At 71.0% G+C, this 16,209-nt stretch carries 14 protein-coding genes; 11 read left to right on the top strand and 3 right to left on the bottom strand.

The window, feature by feature from the left end; genetic code table 11:
* The first annotated feature begins 44 nt into the window (after positions 1-44).
* The 8 genes from ACFXJ8_RS00370 (at position 45) to ACFXJ8_RS00335 (ending at position 9,944) form a co-directional block, all read left to right on the top strand.
* The gene (locus tag ACFXJ8_RS00370) at positions 45-938 is read left to right on the top strand and encodes a glycosyltransferase family 2 protein (RefSeq protein ID WP_379641619.1); all 894 of its coding nucleotides are present in this window, start codon (positions 45-47) and stop codon (positions 936-938) included.
* A complete protein-coding gene (locus tag ACFXJ8_RS00365) occupies positions 935-1,990 on the top strand; it encodes a glycosyltransferase family 4 protein (protein WP_379641618.1) in 1,056 nt (351 codons plus the stop codon). The genes ACFXJ8_RS00370 and ACFXJ8_RS00365 overlap by 4 nt, the downstream gene beginning before the upstream one ends.
* A gap of 15 nt (positions 1,991-2,005) precedes the next feature.
* Complete coding sequence (locus ACFXJ8_RS00360) at positions 2,006-2,815, top strand: methyltransferase domain-containing protein (protein ID WP_379641617.1); 810 nt, start codon at positions 2,006-2,008, stop codon at positions 2,813-2,815.
* Positions 2,812-3,693 (top strand): lysylphosphatidylglycerol synthase domain-containing protein, encoded by an 882-nt coding sequence (locus ACFXJ8_RS00355; protein ID WP_379641616.1) that lies wholly within the window; start codon positions 2,812-2,814, stop codon positions 3,691-3,693. Before ACFXJ8_RS00360 ends, ACFXJ8_RS00355 begins: the two co-directional genes overlap by 4 nt.
* 59 nt (positions 3,694-3,752) lie before the next feature.
* The gene (locus ACFXJ8_RS00350; RefSeq protein ID WP_379641615.1) at positions 3,753-4,865 is read left to right on the top strand and encodes a glycosyltransferase family 4 protein; all 1,113 of its coding nucleotides are present in this window, start codon (positions 3,753-3,755) and stop codon (positions 4,863-4,865) included.
* 20 nt (positions 4,866-4,885) lie between these two features.
* On the top strand, positions 4,886-5,977 hold the full coding sequence (locus ACFXJ8_RS00345; protein ID WP_379641614.1) for a sugar phosphate nucleotidyltransferase: 1,092 nt from the start codon (positions 4,886-4,888) through the stop codon (positions 5,975-5,977).
* A 9-nt stretch (positions 5,978-5,986) separates the two neighbouring features.
* Positions 5,987-7,168, top strand: a complete 1,182-nt coding sequence (locus tag ACFXJ8_RS00340; RefSeq protein WP_379641613.1) for a DNA-3-methyladenine glycosylase family protein — start codon at positions 5,987-5,989, stop codon at positions 7,166-7,168.
* Between the two features lie 211 nt (positions 7,169-7,379).
* Entirely contained in the window at positions 7,380-9,944 is a 2,565-nt protein-coding gene (locus ACFXJ8_RS00335; RefSeq protein ID WP_379641612.1) for a bifunctional FO biosynthesis protein CofGH, read from the top strand.
* A 156-nt stretch (positions 9,945-10,100) separates the two neighbouring features.
* Here ACFXJ8_RS00335 and ACFXJ8_RS00330 read toward each other — a convergent pair whose 3' ends face one another.
* Both ACFXJ8_RS00330 and cofD read right to left on the bottom strand, forming a co-directional pair.
* On the bottom strand, positions 10,101-11,363 hold the full coding sequence (locus ACFXJ8_RS00330) for a coenzyme F420-0:L-glutamate ligase (RefSeq protein WP_379641611.1): 1,263 nt from the start codon (positions 11,361-11,363) through the stop codon (positions 10,101-10,103).
* The gene (gene cofD, locus ACFXJ8_RS00325; RefSeq protein ID WP_379641610.1) at positions 11,360-12,298 is read right to left on the bottom strand and encodes a 2-phospho-L-lactate transferase; all 939 of its coding nucleotides are present in this window, start codon (positions 12,296-12,298) and stop codon (positions 11,360-11,362) included. Before cofD ends, ACFXJ8_RS00330 begins: the two co-directional genes overlap by 4 nt.
* Positions 12,299-12,527: 229 nt before the next feature.
* On the opposite strand from cofD, the gene ACFXJ8_RS00320 reads away from it, so the two are divergent.
* On the top strand, positions 12,528-14,579 hold the full coding sequence (locus ACFXJ8_RS00320; protein WP_379641609.1) for a hypothetical protein: 2,052 nt from the start codon (positions 12,528-12,530) through the stop codon (positions 14,577-14,579).
* Positions 14,580-14,917: 338 nt separating this feature from the next.
* Complete coding sequence (locus tag ACFXJ8_RS00315; RefSeq protein WP_192779894.1) at positions 14,918-15,181, top strand: WhiB family transcriptional regulator; 264 nt, start codon at positions 14,918-14,920, stop codon at positions 15,179-15,181.
* 61 nt (positions 15,182-15,242) lie between these two features.
* Here ACFXJ8_RS00315 and ACFXJ8_RS00310 read toward each other — a convergent pair whose 3' ends face one another.
* Complete coding sequence (locus ACFXJ8_RS00310) at positions 15,243-15,683, bottom strand: metallopeptidase family protein (RefSeq protein WP_379641608.1); 441 nt, start codon at positions 15,681-15,683, stop codon at positions 15,243-15,245.
* A gap of 153 nt (positions 15,684-15,836) precedes the next feature.
* On the opposite strand from ACFXJ8_RS00310, the gene ACFXJ8_RS00305 reads away from it, so the two are divergent.
* Positions 15,837-16,205 (top strand): DUF3499 domain-containing protein, encoded by a 369-nt coding sequence (locus tag ACFXJ8_RS00305; protein ID WP_379641607.1) that lies wholly within the window; start codon positions 15,837-15,839, stop codon positions 16,203-16,205.
* Positions 16,206-16,209 lie beyond the last annotated feature (4 nt).

The following is a 16,209-nucleotide window of genomic DNA, read 5'->3' as shown; positions in this document are numbered from 1 at the left end:
CGTCCCACGTGAGCACGCTTGAGCCCCCCGAGACTGGATCCGCTGTGGAAGCTACGCCGTACGTCACGATCGTCCTGCCCTGCTACAACGAGCAGGACCACGTCATTGACGAGGTCGAACGCATCACCGAGGCGATGGACTCCAGCGGCTACACCTACGAGCTGGTCGCGGTCGACGACTGCTCGACGGACGCGACGCTCGCCAGGCTGGAGGAGGCGGCCCCCCGCTTCCCGCACATGCGCATCCGCGCCTTCCACCGCAACGGCGGCTCGGGCACGGTCCGCAGGATCGGCACCCAGGAGGCGCGCGGCGAGATCGTCGTGTGGACCGACGCCGACATGACCTACCCGAACGAGCGGATCCCCGAGCTGGTCCAGATTCTGGAGAAGGACCAGACGGTCGACCAGGTCGTGGGCGCGCGGACCACCGAGGAGGGCTCGCACAAGCTGCTGCGGGTGCCCGCCAAGTGGGTGATCCGTAAGATCGCCGAAAAGCTCGCGGGGCAGAGGATCCCCGACCTCAACTCGGGGCTGCGCGCGTTCCGCAAGTCGGTGGCCAAGCCGTACCTCAGGCTGCTGCCCCCCGGGTTCTCCTGCGTCACGACGATCACGCTGTCGTTCCTGTCGAACCAGCACGACGTCTACTATCTGCCGATCGACTACGCCAAGCGGGCGGGCAAGTCGAAGTTCAGTTTCATCAGCGACGCCTACCGCTACATCCTGCAGGTGCTGCGGATGGTGATGTACTTCAACCCGCTCAAGGTGCTCATGCCGCCCGCGCTGTGGCTGGTGGGCATCGGGTTCGTCAAGTTCGTCTACGACATGGTGCGCCAGCCCTTCTACATCCCGACGAACACCATCATGATCGTGCTGTCCGGCATGCTGATCGGCTCAGTGGCGTTGCTGGCGGACCTGATCGTGAGGTCGCGCGGCGAATGAGGATCGCGATCGTCGGCCCGACCTACCCCTACAAGGGAGGCGGCGCCCAGCACACCACCGAGCTGGCGCACCGGCTCACGGCCGCCGGCCACGACGTGGTGATCGAGTCGTGGAAGGCGCAGTACCCGTCCTTCCTCTACCCGGGCCAGCAGACGATCGACGTTCCCGAGGGCGAGCCGTACCCGAAGACACGCAGGAGGCTCGACTGGCGCAGGCCCGACGGCTGGGTGGCGGCGGGACGCCGCCTCAGGAGCGCCGACCTGGTGGTCCTGGCCGTGCTCAGCCCGGTGCAGGTGCCCCCTTACTTGGGCATTCTGCTCGGTACGGCGCGCAAGGTCAGGGTGGTGGCGCTCTGCCACAACGTGCTGCCGCACGAGCGCAAGCCATGGGACGAGCCGCTGATGAAGGCGCTGCTCAACCGGGTCGACGGCGTGCTCACCCACTCGGGGCAGCAGGCCGAGCTGGCGCGGACGCTCACCCGCAAGCCGGTCACCACGGTCGCGCTGCCTCCCCACCTGCCCGCCAGGAGCCCGGCCAGGGGCGAGGGCATCCATCACAGACTGCTGTTCTTCGGCATCGTCCGCCCCTACAAGGGGCTCGACCTGCTGCTCAGGGCGCTGCCCGAAGGCGTCTCGCTGACCGTGGCGGGGGAGTTCTGGGGCGGCATCGAACAGACGCGGCAGCTGATCGCCGAGCTCGGCATCGCCGACCGTGTTGAGCTGAGGCCGGGCTACGTCGCCGCCGACGAGGTGCCCGCGCTGTTCGCGCGGGCCGACGCGCTCGTCCTGCCGTACCGCAACGCCACGGCCAGCCAGAACGTGTGGCTCGGCCACGAGCACGGCGTGCCGGTGATCGCGACGCGGGTCGGCGCGCTGGCCGACAACGTCCGCGACGGCGTCGACGGGCTGCTGGTCGAGCCGGGTGACGCCGAGGCGCTGCGCAAGGCGATCGAGCGCTTCTACGAGGATCCCGAGCGGCTGCGCGCGGGCGTGCGGGCCGTCGATCCCGAGCCCTTCTGGAGCGACTACACCGGCGCACTGCTCAGGGCCTGAGAGGATGCGGGTGTGGTGAGGGAAAAGCAGCTGGCCTACTCCGAGTTCCAGTCGGCGATGCTCGACGAGGCCAAACGCCGGCGCAAGGCCGCGAAGATCATCGCGGTGCTGGAGCACTTCAACGGGCCGCTCGACGGGCTCACCGTCGGCGACGTCGGCTGCTCGGCCGGGTTCATCGCCGACGAGCTGGCCGCCGCGGGTGCCGCGCACACGCTGGGCATCGACATCGACGTGCCAGGCCTGCGCAAGGCCGCCGACAGGTTCGGCAAGCGGGTGGCGTTCATCTGCGGCGACGGCACCGCGCTGCCGTTCCCCGACGGCTCGATCGACGTGCTGGTGTTCAACCACATCTACGAGCACGTCGTCGACCCCGACGCGGTCGTGGCCGAGATGCACCGGGTGCTGTCCGACGACGGCGTCCTCTACCTGGGCCTGGGCAACAAGCTCGGCATCGTGGAGCCGCACTACAAGCTGCCGTTCCTGTCCTACCTGCCGCCCGCGCTCGCCGACCGCTACGTGCGCGCCTTCGGCAGGGCCGACCACTACTACGAGCGCTTCCGCACCAGGCGGGGCCTGCGCCTGATGACCCGCGCCTTCCACGTCTGGGACTACACCTTCCCCGTGCTGGCCTCGCCGACGGCCTTCGCCGGCGGCGAGCTGTTCCCAGGCGCGCTCGGCAGGCTCGCCAAGACCGTGCTGGCCCGCACTCCCCGGTCGGTGCTCAAGCTGCTGCTCCCGCTGGTGCCCACCTACCTGTGGGTGGCGACCAAGCGGCCGCGCACCCCCGCGGGAGCCAGGCTCCCGCAGCCGCCGGAGCGCCTGTGAAGAAGGCCGTACGGCTCGGCTTCCTGCTGGTCGCGCTCGGGTTCGGCACCTGGGTCGTGGCCTCCCAGTGGGACGCCGTCGTCGCCGGGTTCGCCAGGCTGACCTGGCCGATGCTGGCGGGCTCGCTCGGCTCCGTCGTGGCCGCCCTGCTGGCCGCCATGCTCACCTGGCGCACGCTGCTGGCCGACCTGGGCTCCCCGCTCGGTCTCAGACCCGCCGCGAAGGTGTTCTTCGTCGGCCAGCTCGGCAAGTACATCCCCGGCGCGGTCTGGCCGGTGCTCGCCCAGATGGAGATGGGCAAGGATCTCGGCGTGCCGCGCCCGCGCAGCGCGGCGGCGTTCTTCCTGATGATGCCCATCCAGCTGGCGACCGGGTTGCTCGTCACGCTCGTCACGCTCGGCTGGGACCGGTTCGGCTGGGCGCTGCTGCTCATCCCGGTGCTCGCCGTGCTCCTGGAGCCCAAGGTGATCAACGCGTTGATCGGCTTCGGGCTGCGCAAGCTCAAGCGTGAGCCGCTCGAACGGCCGCTCACCCGCAGGGGCATGCTGACCGCGCTGGCGTGGGCGGTGCTCGGCTGGAGCGCCTACGGTCTCCACCTCTACCTGCTGGCCGCCGACATGGGCGCCTCCGGCGGGCTGCTGTTCTCCATCGGCGCGTTCGCGCTGACGTGGTGCCTGGGCATCATGACCTTCGTCGTGCCGGCCGGAGCGGGAGTGCGGGAGGCGGCCATGGTCGTGGTGATGTCGCCCGTCCTCGACCGCGGCTCGGCGATCGCGCTCGCGCTGTGCTCCCGCATGGTGATCATCATCGGTGACCTGATCTGCGCCGGAGTCGCGGGCGCCGCGGCGAGGACCGCCGTGGACCGCAATTCCGTGTGATCGGCCCCACACGGTCGTAGGGTTGGAGGCGGACGAGGGTCTTCAGGGAGGGATCGTTCGTGATACCTCGAGTGCTCATCGACGCGGCCGCCGTACCGGCCGACCGTGGCGCGCTGAACAGATACATCGATGGGCTGGTCGGTGGGCTCCACCGGGCGGGCGCCGACGTGAGCGTGGTGTGTCAACGCGCCGACGCCGACAGATACGCCAGGATCGCGCCCTCGGCGCGGGTGGTGCCTGGTCCTGTCGCCATCACCAACAGGGCGGCCAGGCTGGCGTGGGAGCAGACCGGCGTGCCGCTGATCGCCCAGCGGGTGGGCGCGCGGGTGATCCACGCGCCCTCCTACTCGATGCCGCTGCGCTCGGGCCTGCCGACCGTGGTGACCGTCCACGACGTCACCTGGTTCAGCGAGCGGGAGCAGGAGGCGTCCGTCTTCTTCAGGTCGGCCACCCGCACCGCCGTACGGCACGCCACGCGCATGATCGTGCCGTCCAAGGCGACACGTGACGAGCTGATCAAGGTGCTGGCCGCCGACCCGACCAGGATCGACGTCGCCTACCACGGCGTCGACCACGCGATGTTCCACACGCCGAACGAGGCGGAGGCCGGGCGGGTGGCCGACCGGCTGGCGCTGCACGGCCAGCCGTACGTCGCCTTCCTCGGCGCGCTGGAGCCGCGCAAGAACGTGCCGAACCTGATCAGGGGGTTCGCCAGGGCGGTCGACGGGCTGCAGGACCCGCCCGCGCTGGTGATCGGCGGCGGCATCCACGAGGACGACGTCGACGCGGCCGTCAGTGAGGTGCCGGCGACCGTGAAGGTGGTCAGGCCCGGCTACCTGTCCTACGCCGACCTGCCCGGCTTCCTCGGCGGCGCGCTCGTCGTGGCCTTCCCCTCGGTGGGGGAGGGATTCGGGCTGCCGGTCCTGGAGGCGATGGCGTGCGGCACCCCCGTGCTCACCACGCACCGCACCTCGCTGCCCGAGGTGGGCGGCGACGCGGTCGCCTACACCGAGCCCGATCCCGACAGCATCGCCGACGCTCTCGGCCGGCTGCTGGCCTCGGCCGAGCGGCGCGAGCAGCTGGCGGCGGCAGGCCTTGCCAGGGCGAAGGAATTCAGCTGGGACGCCTCCGCGCAGGCACATCTGTTGTCCTATCAACGCGCGATCGAATAGTTGGGTAACCTCACGGGGTGATGGAGAGCTCCTTGCCAGGTCTCGAGGCGATACTCCTGGTCGGAGGTCAGGGCACGCGCCTGCGTCCGCTGACCCTCGGCACGCCCAAGCCGCTGCTGCCGACGGCCGGGGTCCCGTTCCTGGCACACCAGCTCGCCCAGGCGCGCTCGTTCGGAGTACGCCGGATCGTCTTCGCCACCTCCTACAAGGCCTCGATGTTCGAGCCGGTCTTCGGCGACGGGTCCGCGATGGGCCTGGAGCTGGTCTACATGACCGAGGAGACGCCGCTCGGCACCGGTGGAGCGATCCGAAACGCGGCGCAGGCGCTGACCGCGGGCCCCGACGACCCGGTGCTGATCCTCAACGGCGACATCCTGTCCGGCCACGACGTCGGCGACCAGGTCAGGCAGCACGTCCGCCGCGGGGCGGCCGTGACGCTGCACCTGACCGAGGTCGACGACCCGTCGCGGTTCGGCTGCGTGCCGACCGACGCCGAGGGGCGGGTGACGGCGTTCCTGGAGAAGACCCCCCATCCGGTGACCAACTACATCAACGCCGGCTGCTACGTCTTCACCCGCTCGGTGATCGACTCGATCCCGCCGGATGAGGTCGTGTCGGTGGAGCGGCAGACCTTCCCCGGGCTCATCGAGTCGGGCGCGCTGGTGCTCGGCTACGCCGACAGCAGCTACTGGCTCGACGTCGGCACCCCCGCCGCCTTCGTGCAGGGCTCGCGCGACCTCGTGCTCGGCCGGCTCCGCTCGCCCGCGCTGCCGGGGCCGACGGGGCAGTCGCTGACGCTCGACGGGGCGGTCGTGTCCTGCGAGGCCGAGGTCACCGGCGGCTCGGTCGTCGGCGCGCGGGCCGTGGTCGAGGCGGGCGCCACGGTGAGCGGCAGCGTGCTCGGCGACGGGTGCGTGGTCGAGAAGGGGGCGACCGTGGTCGACTCCCTGATCGGGGAGGGCGCGCGGATCGCCAAGGGCGCCGTGGTGCGCGAGTCGGTGATCGGTGACGGCGCGACCGTGGGGCCAGGCAACGAGCTGCGGGCGGGCGCGCGGGTGTGGCCCGGTGTGGTGCTGCCGGAGTGCGCGGTCCGCTTCTCCAGCGACGCGTAGCGTGCTGTCATGGACGGCCGCTCTCCCGCGAAGGACCCGGTCTCGGGCGAGGCGATTCTGCCCGTCGAGCGGGTGACGCTCGGCACGGAGGTGGCGCGGTCCGGTGCGCGCACCGATGGGGCGGCGTCCTCCCTGGTACGGCCCGCCCGTTCGGCAGGCACGCGCGCCCCTGATGAGGGAGCCTCTTCGCTCGTGCGGCCCGTTCGTTCTCCGGGGGCGCCCGCCGATGGGGCGGCGGTCTCTCTCGGACGGCCCACACAGGCAGGTCTTGTACGGCCCGCGCAGGCCGGGCGGTCGGCTGGGGCGCGGGCGGCGTCGGCGGGGCCGATGGAGCGGCGGCTGGAGGTGATGGGCGATCCCGGGATGATCCTCGGGCCGCACCAGCACGGCGGCCACGACCCGACCTGGCAGCGGGCGGCCGACGGCACGATCTGGCGCACCTGCCGCACCCCCGACGGTCCCGGCACCCTGCGCGTCACCAGAAGGGGAGGGCAGGCCTGGGGTCCTGGCGCGGCCTGGCTGCTCGCCTCACTGCCCGCCCTGCTGGGCGCCGACGACGACGTCTCGGGCTTCGAGGTGCACCACGAGGTGCTCAGGGGCTACGGCGTGCCCAGGATCGGGCGCTCAGGCCGGGTGTTCGAGGCGCTGGTGCCGGCCGTACTGGAGCAGAAAGTGGTCGGGCGTGAGGCGTGGCGCGCGTGGCGGTATCTGCTGCGCATGTACGGCACGCCCGCGCCGGGGCCCGCGCCCGACGGCATGCGGGTGATGCCGGAGCCCGAGGTGTGGCGGCAGATCCCCGCCTGGCACTGGCACAGGGCGGGCGCGGAGGCCGTGCGCGCGCGGACGATCGCGACGGCGGCCTGGCACGCGGACAAACTCGAGGCAGCGGCCGACTCCGCCTCGCTCGATCGGCTCCTGAGGGCGTTGCCCGGCATCGGAGTGTGGACGTCGGCGGAGGTTCGGCAGCGCTGCATGGGCGATCCCGACGCGGTGAGCGTCGGCGACTTCCATCTCGCCAAGATCGTGGGCTGGGCGTTGACGGGGCGAAAGGCCGACGACGCCGAGATGATGCGGTTGCTGGAGCCGTACAGGGGGCATCGGCACCGGGCCTGCCTGCTGGTCGGGCTCACCGGGTTGCGGCCACCCGCGCGGGGGCCTAGGCAGTCCGTCCGTGACTACCGTTCGTTCTGAAAGGGAGCTTCCTCCAGTCTCTGCTGTCGCGGGTGTCCGTGCCGAGGAACGGGCCGGCGAGGGCGAGGACGGCGATCAGGCTGATGATGAAGATCCAGGACATTGCGTGCTCCTTTGCTTACCTCCAATTATGTGCCTGTGCATGTATTTACGTCCATCGAGACTTTCTACGGGGCACCCTTCAGTGTTGCTTAACGACTAATGTGCCGGTATGACCCAAGTCAGCGATTCCGCACTCCGTCGCGCGCTCGCCAGAGCCAGAGACGGCAAGGCCCTCGACCTCACCGAGGCCACCGTGCTGCTCCAGGCCCGTGACGAGCACCTGGACACCCTGCTGGAGCACGCCTCACGCGTGCGCGACGCCAACGGCCGCGACGGCGTCATCACCTACAGCAAGAAGGTGTTCATCCCGCTGACCAGGCTGTGCAGGGACAGGTGCGGCTACTGCACGTTCGCCACCGCGCCCGGCAAGCTCCCCGCCGCCTTCCTCGGCCCCGACGAGGTGCTGGAGATCGCCAGGCAGGGCGCGGCCATGGGGTGCAAGGAGGCGCTGTTCACGCTCGGCGACCGGCCCGAGGACCGCTGGCACCAGGCCCGCACGTGGCTGGACGCCCACGGCTACGACGACACGCTCTCCTACGTGCGGGCGATGGCGATCAGGGTGCTGGAGGAGACCGGCCTGCTGCCCCACCTCAACCCCGGCGTGCTCTCCTGGCGCGACTTCCAGCGGCTCAAGCCCGTCGCCCCCTCGATGGGCATGATGCTGGAGACCACCTCGCGCCGCCTGTTCGAGGAGAAGGGCCAGCCGCACTACGGCTCTCCCGACAAGGACCCCGCCGTACGGCTGCGCGTGCTGGAGGACGCGGGCCGCTCGAACGTCCCCTTCACCACGGGCATCCTGATCGGGATCGGCGAGACGATCGAGGACAGGGCCGAGTCGATCTTCGCGATGCGCCGCGTGGCCAGGGAGTACGGCGGCATCCAGGAGGTCATCGTCCAGAACTTCCGCGCCAAGCAGGACACCGCGATGCGCGGCCTGCCCGACGCCTCCCTGCAGGAGCTGGCCGCCACGATCGCGGTGACCAGGCTGGTGCTCGGCCCCAAGACGCACATCCAGGCGCCGCCGAACCTGGTCGACGACGAGTACGCGCTGATGATCAGAGCGGGCATCGACGACTGGGGCGGGGTGTCGCCGCTCACGCCCGACCACGTCAACCCCGAGCGTCCCTGGCCGAACATCGACGAACTGGCCGCCCGTACGGCCGCGGCCGGGTTCGAGCTGCGGGAGCGGCTGACCATCTACCCGGAGTACGTGCTGGCGGGCGAGCCGTGGCTGGACCCCAGGCTCTTCGCGCACGTGTCGGCGCTGGCCGACCCCGACACCGGCCTGGCCAGGCAGGACGCCCCGCTGGTCGGACGGCCATGGCAGGAGCCCGACGGCGGCTTCGACGCCTCAGGCCGTACGGACCTGCACGTCGAGGTGGACACCTCGGGGCGTACGAACGACCGGCGCGACGACTTCGACAACGTCTACGGCGACTGGGACGCCCTCCGCGACCGCCTCCCCACAGCCCCTTCGGGGCGGGACGCCGCTCCGGCCGTCGGGGTCATGGGCGACGTCGCCGAGGCGCTGCGCCAGGCCGAACGCGCCCCCGCGAGCCTCACCGACGCCCAGGCCGCCGCCCTCCTCGGCGCCGACGGCGACGCTCTGGAGGAGCTCGCCCGCCTGGCCGACCACCTCAGGCGGGAGGCCGTGGGCGACGACGTCACCTACGTCGTCAACCGCAACATCAACTTCACCAACGTCTGCTACACCGGCTGCAGGTTCTGCGCGTTCGCCCAGCGCAGGACCGACGCCGACGCCTACACCCTCTCCCTCGACCAGGTGGCCGACCGCGCCCAGGAGGGCTGGGAGGCCGGAGCGACCGAGGTGTGCATGCAGGGCGGCATCCACCCCGACCTGCCCGGCAGCGCCTACTTCGACATCGCCCGCGCGGTCAAGGCCAGGACGCCGGACATGCACGTCCACGCCTTCTCCCCGATGGAGGTCATCAACGGCGCCAGCCGTACGAACCTGTCCGTCGAGGACTGGCTGACCGCGGCCAGGGAGGCGGGCGTCGACTCCCTGCCCGGCACCGCGGCCGAGATCCTCGACGACGACGTGCGCTGGGTGCTGACCAAGGGCAAGCTGCCCGCCAAGGAATGGGTCGACGTCATCACCACCGCGCACCGCGTGGGCATCCCGACGACCTCGACCATGATGTACGGCCACGTCGACACGCACCTGCACTGGGTGCGGCACATCAAGCTCATCCGGAGCATCCAGGAGCGGACCGGCGGGTTCTCCGAGTTCGTGCTGCTGCCGTTCGTGCACCACAGCGCGCCCATCTACCTGGCCGGCATCGCCCGTCCCGGCCCCACCGCCCGCGAGAACCGCGCCGTCCACGCCCTGGCGCGGATCCTGCTGCACGGCGCGATCGACAACATCCAGTGCTCGTGGGTGAAGCTCCGCGACGACCTGTGCCGCCAGGTGCTGCAGGGCGGCGTCAACGACCTCGGCGGCACGCTGATGGAGGAGACGATCAGCCGCATGGCGGGCTCGGAGAACGGCTCCTACAAGACGATCACCGAGATCGGCGAGATGGTCGCCCCCACGGGCCGCCAGCTGCGCCAGCGCACCACCGAGTACGGCACGCCGTCGGCGGAACGGCTGGCGGCATCGGCGGCCAGCGACGGCGTCTGCCGCAGCGTCCGCCGCACCCTGCCAGTCGTCTGACCGGCGGGGCCGGATATCGCGGGTCGGGCCAGAGAGCGGTTCGTCGAGGTCGGCGCGACAGGAGCGTTCGTGGACCTGCTGGATCCGGCGGGTGAGGCGGAGGCCGGACGCGGGTGAGCTGGAATGTCCGCCGTCACGTGACGGCGGACATCCCACTCAGCGGGTGACGTAGAAGTCGGCCGCGTCGCGGGGCGCGCGGTCGCGCGGGGGCGCGGCGGCGTGGCCGACGGCGACGCAGCCCATCGGGTCCCACGACTCGGGCAGGTCGAGCACCTCTCGCACCACGGGACGGCAGAACATCGTGGACGACACCCACGCCGAGCCGAGCCCCTCGACCGCGAGCTGGACGAGGAAGTTCTCCACCCCCGCCCCCATCGCCACCACGAACATCTCCCGCTCGGCGGCGTTGCGCCGCTCGTCGCGGTAGGTGTGGGAGCCGTCCATCACCAGGCACGGAACGACGAGGTAGGGGGCGTTGCGCAGGACGTCGCCGCGCCTGATCCGCTTGGCGATCGACTGCTCGGTGAACTCGTCGCCGCGCAGGTCGGCGATCCACGCCTCGCGCATCGCGTCGACCAGCCGCAGCCGGGTCTCGGCCGACTCCACCAGGACGAACCGCCACGGCGTCGTGTGGTGCGGGGCGGGGGCCGCGATGCCGGCCGCCACCGCTCGCCGTACCGCCTCGGGGTCGACGGGGGCCGAGGAGAACTCCCTGATCGTACGGCGGGCGAAGACGACGTCGCGGGAGCCGTAACGGAACAGGTCCTCGTCGGCGGGACGGATGAGCGGGCGCACCCCCGGACCGTCGTCGGCCGTCACCAGATGGGCCAGCCCGCGCACGATCGCCACGGGCACGCCCGTGAGCTTGCCCTTGACCAGCTCGGCCGCCGCGGCGATCTCGTCGATCAGGGCGGTGACGGTGGCGACGAGCGGGTTGCCGTGGGTGTCGGTGCCGCCCCGGTAATCCTCCAGCGGACGCACGCCCGCCGCGCCGATGGCCACGTCGGTGAGGCCGTGCCGCCACGGGCGGCCGAAGGTGTCGGAGACGATCACGCCGACGCGGACGCCGAGCGCCGCCCTGATACGGCGGGCCGAGGCGTCGGAGTCTTCGGGCAGCAGCAGGACGGTGCCCGGCTCGGTGTTGGAGGCGTCGACGCCCGCCGCGGCCATGACGAAGCCGTGGCGGGTCTGGGAGATGACGGTGTCGCCGCGCCTGGCGACCACGCGGTCCGTCTCCTCCTCGATGGCCTCGGTGCGGTCGCTGCCCTGGCGGACGCGGCCCTCGGCCTTGCTGACGATCTTGGAGGTGATGACGACGATGTCGCCGTCGCGCAGGTCCGCCTCCTTCAGCAGCGCGGCGAGGTCGTCGCCCGGACGCACCTCGTCGATGCCCTCCACGCCGAAGATCTCGATGGTCATCGGGACAGCTCCTCGGCCAGGGCGAGCGCGGCGCGGGCGATGTCCGCGGCGGCGTCGGTGTCATGCATGATCAGCGGGCGGGCCTCGACGCGCACGCCGTCGAGGGCGACGGAGGCGTCCTCCTCGGCCACGAGCCAGCCGTCGATCAGGTCGGCCCCGTACAGCGACAGCACCGCCTGCGCGCTGGTCTCCACGCCGATGGCCGTCAGGCAGGCGTCGGCCATGCCGCGGACGGGCGCGCCGCCGATGATGGGGGAGACGCCGACGACCGTCTTGGCGACGAGGGCGTCGCGAATGCCGGGGATCTGCAGGATGGTGCCGATGCTCACCACCGGGTTCGACGGCGGCAGGATCACCACGTCGGCGTCGGCGATCGCCTCGAGGACCCCGGGGGCTGGCGTGGCAGTGTCGGCGCCGATCAGCGCGATCGACTCGGCGGGGACGGAGGCGCGCAGCCGTACCCACCACTCCTGGAAGTGGACGGCGCGGCGGCCCTGCTCGTCGGTGATGACGACGTGGGTCTCGCAGCGGTCGTCGCTCATCGGCAGCAGCCGCACCCCCGGCTGCCAGCGCGCGCACAGCGCCTCGGTGACCTGGGAGAGCGGGTATCCGGCCTCCAGCATCTGGGAGCGGACGATGTGGGTGGCGAAGTCGCGGTCGCCGAGCCCGAACCACTGCGGCTCGACGCCGTAGGCGGCCAGTTCCTCCTTGACGACGTGGCTCTCCTTCTCCCGCCCCCAGCCCTGCTCCTCGTTGATGCCGCCGCCGAGCGTGTACATCACGGTGTCGAGGTCGGGGCAGACCCGCAGGCCGAAGAGGGTGATGTCGTCGCCGGTGTTGCCGATGACCGTGATCTCGGCGTCGGGTACGGCGGCACGCAGGCCACGCAGGAAGCGGGCGCCGCCGATGCCGCCGGCTAGGGACACGATACGCATGCCGTCAGTCTCGCATCCTGTCTGAAGAGGCAGGCTTCCATGTCCACGTGTCAGGAAATTTCGGTGTATTGGAGCTGATCGGGGACTATCGGGATAGATGAGCTTGCTGGGACGCCCGCCACCAAAGTCAGCTATGTGGCAAACTCACCCCGGGTGGTAAGCCACCAGCTGGGGGTTAACAGTGAGCAAAATAGACGTCAGCCGGCTGAGAGAGCCGGCTGCATGGATCATGCTTGCCGTCGCGGCGGGGAACGTCCTCGTCGCGTTGTTGCAATTGCTGGTCGCGGAGTCGGGAGCGGTCACCTCGCTGCTGGTCAGGGCACGCCTGGCCCAGGGTGACCTGACGTCCCCCGTGGCGGCCGCGCTGGCTGTCGGGGCCGTGGTCCTGGTCACCAAGCTGGGCGATCCGACACCCAAGGCCAAGACGATCGCGTACGGCGCCGCGGGCACGCTCGCCGCCGGTACGTTCTTCGGCGCCATCGCGCTGCTCCTCGGGCTCTTCTCCGGCCTGGGCTTCATGAGCCTGCTGTCCTTCGTGCTGCTCGGCGTGCCCACGCTGGCGCTCACCGCGATCGGGCTGGCCTACCTGCTGCCGCAGGTGCTCGCCGTCGGCCCGGCCACCCCCGTCTTCAGCGGGTACGGCCAGCAGCCCGGCTTCGGTCAGCAGTCAGGCTTCGGCCAGCAGCCCGGCTTCGCGCAGCACGGGCACGCCCAGCAGGGGTACGGCCAGCAGCCCCCCAGCCAGGCCCCGAGCGGCCAGCACCCCGCACAGCCCGCCTCCTCTGGTTACGGTCAGCAGCCGCCGAGCCAGGCCCCGCAGTACGGCCAGGCCGCCAACGGTTACGCGCAGCAGCCCGCCTCCTCCGGCTACGGCCAGCAGCCCGCCTCCTCCGGCTACGGACAGCAGCCGCCGAGCTACGGCGGCCCACAGGGCCATGACCAGCAGGCCGCCGCCGCTCAGGCGGCCCCTCACACGGGGTCCGCTCAGCAGCAGCAGGCGCCGCAGGAGCCTTATCAGGCACAGCGCAGGGCGGAGCTGCCCGCGCTGCCGCCCGCGCCCACGCCGCAGCCCGAACCGCAGAACGCTTACGCGCCGCCCACCGACAGCCCTTACGCGTCGCAGACCGAGAACGTTTACGCGTCGCAGACCGAGGGTGCCTACGCGTCGGCGGCTGAGGGTGCCTACGCGTCGGCGGCCGGGACGCCGCAGAGCGCCTACGCGCCGCCCATGGAGAGCTCCTACGGGCAGGCGCAGGCGGCACCAATCGCCCACGACTCCCCGGCGAACGCGTACAACACGCCGCAGCCCACGTACGACGCTCCGCAGCCCACGTACGACGCGTCGCAGCCCGCGTACGTCGCACCGCAGAACGGGTACGACACGCCGCAGTCGGCGTACCAGACCCCGCAGAGCAACGTCTACGAGACTCCGCAGAACGCGTACGACACCCCGCAGGGCGCCTTCGCGACGGCCGTGGAGCCGCCGCAGGCCTCCTACGCGCCCGCCGAGACGCTCCAGAGCGCCTACGCGCCCGAACCCCAGTCGTTCCAGCAGGAGCCGAACCCCTACGCGCCGCAGGAGCCCAGCGGCTACACGCCGTCGGAGACGCTGCCGAGCAACGGTTTCGCGCAGCAGCAGGACTACCAGCCCGCGCCCTACGTGCCGGCCGACAGCCTGCCCAGCGCCTACACCCCGACGCACAGCGCGCCTGACCTCCACGCACCTGACCTCCACGCGCCCGACCTCCGCGAGCCGCAGCAGTACCAGCCGGCCGACACCGCGCCGGGCACGCCGTACCAGCAGCCGGAGCCCCAGCAGCCCTACTACGAGCAGGCGCCCGCCTTCGAGCAGCAGGGCGGCAGCCCGTTCACTGGCTACTCGGGCCAGGAGTACGCCCAGCAGCAGCCGCTCTACGCCGAGCCCGACCCGCCCGTGGACCCGCGCTCGCAGCAGATGCTGCACGCCTACCAGCAGGCGGAGACCTACCAGCAGTCCACCGCGGGCACCTACCCGCAACTGCACTTCGATCCCGCGCAGAACCCCGGGCAGGTCCCTGCGAACGGCCCCGCGCATAACCCCGGGCAGAACCCCGCGCAGCCGTACCAGCAGCCGCACGACGACCCGTTCGGCCATCCGCAGTCCCCGTCCGGCTACCCGTCGCAGGCGTCGCACGCCTCGCCCGCCGACTCGACGATCAGGTTCGACCAGAGCGCGTACCGGCCGGGCGACGACCCCATAGACCCCACGGCCATCTACACGCCGAACGATCCGCGCAGGTAGGAGCGCGGGTAAGAATCGACGGGTAAGAAATCGGTCATCGCCGGATAGAGAGAAGGTGGGCCCTGGGCGGGCGTCAATCCCGCCCTGGTACGGTTCCGACCGCTGACAGCGTTGAACAAGTCACGTCAAGGCCATGGATCCCGGTTTCACCCGGTCCTGAACAGCACATGGCAAGCACACCGGGGCGAGGTGGTCTTTCCCCGGATACCGGCATGCCGCTTGACGTCGCCTACGGCACGCGCGTGTAATTACAGCCATGTTGTTACGCCTCCAGGGTGGGTATGTAAGGAGGCGTTCATGGGGGGCTCCATTGCGGGCGGGCGGCAGGGAGGTGTGCAGTGACCGAGTTGGTGGTCATCGCACAGGAACAGCTTGACGCTGAAGAACTCGGCTGGCAGGAGCGTGCGTTGTGCGCGCAGACTGATCCCGAGGCGTTCTTCCCGGAGAAGGGTGGCTCCACCAGAGAAGCCAAGAAGGTGTGCCGCTCCTGCGAGGTGCGGGCCGAGTGCCTGGAATACGCACTCGAGCACGACGAGCGGTTCGGCATCTGGGGTGGGCTGTCCGAGCGGGAACGCCGAAGGATCAAGAAGCAGGCCGTTTAACTGGATATCGACAAGGGTCACGCGGCCGTTCGGTGTCTGCCGCGTGACCCTTCTTCATGAGTCAGCGCTCGTCGTAGCCAGGGTCGACGGTCTCGGGCGACACCCCGAGCAGTGAGGCCACCTGCTCCACCACCGTGTCGTGCACCAGCGCGCCCAGCATGTCGCGGTCGCGGGCGCGCGCCTCCAGCGGCCGCCGGTAGATCACCACCGAGGCGGGCTCGGTGCCCGACGCGGTGTCGGCCCGCCCGAACGGGATCGGATCGGACCCCAGCCGACCGGGCCCGTCGCCGAGTTCGCTGACCGGAGGCACCTCCTCCACCGCGAACTCCACAGCCGCGAGCTGCTTGCCCCACTTCGGCTTGAGCCGGTCGACCGCGTCGAGGACGAGGTCGTCGAAGCGCTCGCTGCGTGAGCGCGCGAGGGGAACGTAGGAAGGGGCGAGAGGACCGCGAAGGCCGCGCCCATGGCGGTCGCGCCGTCGAGGGCCGCGCGTCGGTGTCACCACCCCAGCTTAAGCTTTCGGACGTACCCAATCAGGGTCAGCTTCGGTACAGGTGGGTGGAAACAGTGGGACAGGTGTCCGAATTGTGGCGACACGCTCGTTAAGAGCGCTCAGGTAGTGGCGCCTCGCACGCATAGCAGATACGGTCCCTCCGTGAGCCCCGTCCGTCGCTGTTCCCGCACTGCTTGCAGTCAGCCTGCCGTTTTCACGCTCACGTACGTATACGCCGACTCGACCGCTGTTCTCGGCCCTTTGGCGACGTACGCGGAGCCGCATTGCTATGACCTGTGCGCCGAACACGCCGAACGCCTGACCGCCCCGCGCGGGTGGGAGGTCGTGCGCCTGCCGACCGACGGTGCCAGCCCCAGCACCGACGATCTCGAGGCGCTGGCCAACGCCGTCCGCGAGGCGGCCAGGCCCGCGCCGTCCGGTGGCACCGAGCCCGTCGGGCAGGGTGTCGAGGTCGGCCGTCGCGGTCATCTGCGTGTCCTGCGCTCCGCCCAACCCCACCGGGACCGCTAGTAGG

The organism is Nonomuraea sp. NPDC059194 (assembly GCF_042754765.1).
Classification (GTDB): domain Bacteria; phylum Actinomycetota; class Actinomycetes; order Streptosporangiales; family Streptosporangiaceae; genus Nonomuraea.
This window is presented reverse-complemented; position numbering and strand designations above follow the sequence as displayed.

What these genes read in the sequence shown, in the direction of transcription:
- ACFXJ8_RS00365 (WP_379641618.1), top strand. Translation starts at nt 935, where the DNA reads ATGAGGATCGCGATCGTCGGCCCGACCTACCCCTACAAGGGAGGCGGC.
- ACFXJ8_RS00345 (WP_379641614.1), top strand. Translation starts at nt 4,886, where the DNA reads ATGGAGAGCTCCTTGCCAGGTCTCGAGGCGATACTCCTGGTCGGAGGT.
- ACFXJ8_RS00340 (WP_379641613.1), top strand. Translation starts at nt 5,987, where the DNA reads ATGGACGGCCGCTCTCCCGCGAAGGACCCGGTCTCGGGCGAGGCGATT.
- ACFXJ8_RS00335 (WP_379641612.1), top strand. Translation starts at nt 7,380, where the DNA reads ATGACCCAAGTCAGCGATTCCGCACTCCGTCGCGCGCTCGCCAGAGCC.
- ACFXJ8_RS00330 (WP_379641611.1), bottom strand. Translation starts at nt 11,363, where the DNA reads ATGACCATCGAGATCTTCGGCGTGGAGGGCATCGACGAGGTGCGTCCG.
- cofD (WP_379641610.1), bottom strand. Translation starts at nt 12,298, where the DNA reads ATGCGTATCGTGTCCCTAGCCGGCGGCATCGGCGGCGCCCGCTTCCTG.
- ACFXJ8_RS00320 (WP_379641609.1), top strand. Translation starts at nt 12,528, where the DNA reads ATGCTTGCCGTCGCGGCGGGGAACGTCCTCGTCGCGTTGTTGCAATTG.